The organism is Burkholderia sp. KCJ3K979 (genome assembly GCF_016759955.1).
GTDB classification, from domain to species: domain Bacteria; phylum Pseudomonadota; class Gammaproteobacteria; order Burkholderiales; family Burkholderiaceae; genus Burkholderia; species Burkholderia orbicola.
The window spans coordinates 1-683 of sequence record NZ_JACFYV010000451.1 but is presented as its reverse complement, the minus strand read 5'-3'; the positions used below and the strand labels follow the sequence as shown (position 1 = coordinate 683).

General features: G+C 51.2%; 2 tRNA genes and 1 rRNA gene. All 3 read right to left on the bottom strand.

From position 1 onward, the window contains the following. Nucleotides 1-109, bottom strand: a 23S ribosomal RNA gene (locus H3O04_RS35565); the annotation flags it as partial. A 289-nt stretch (nucleotides 110-398) separates the two neighbouring features. Next, nucleotides 399-474: transfer RNA gene (locus H3O04_RS35560), tRNA-Ala, on the bottom strand. 89 nt (nucleotides 475-563) lie between these two features. Further along, nucleotides 564-640: transfer RNA gene (locus H3O04_RS35555), tRNA-Ile, on the bottom strand. Between the last annotated feature and the right edge of the window lie 43 nt (nucleotides 641-683).

The window sequence follows — 683 nt, the reverse complement described above, 5'->3', positions numbered from 1 at the left end:
TACGGATCAAAGCTCGTTTGCCAGCTCCCCGTAGCTTTTCGCAGGCTACCGCGTCCTTCATCGCCTGTGATCGCCAAGGCATCCACCACATGCACTTGTTCGCTTGACCCTATAACGAGTCTGTCTCATCGACAGTCGCTACAGGTTGAGTTCTCGCGTTGTGCCGTATTCCAATTTAAGTCGAACATAGAGTTCGAATCATCTTGAGATACATCGATACAATCACAACCCGGATAACTTCCACGTCCATCTCGAGACGCTTCCGCTATCCAAATTACTTACTTCTTCCAGATTGTTAAAGAACGACAGCCGATATCTGTTGATATCCTCTGACTGGCTCAATCGCCAATGCAAAATTCTCGGTTCAGTGTCTGAACCAAGCCCTTAGCGTTGGTGATTGGTGGAGGCAGACGGGATCGAACCGACGACCCCCTGCTTGCAAAGCAGGTGCTCTCCCAGCTGAGCTATGCCCCCATGTACAGAATTCCTCAGGTACCTACAGCCTTTCGGCATGGGCTGCTCGTAAGCGCTAAAGCGCTAACGATCACCGACACGTCAGACAATGGTGGGTCTGGTTGGATTCGAACCAACGACCCCCGCCTTATCAAGACGGTGCTCTAACCGACTGAGCTACAGACCCCTGAGTCTGTCTTTAATTTACAGCCGATAAGCGTGAGCGCTCA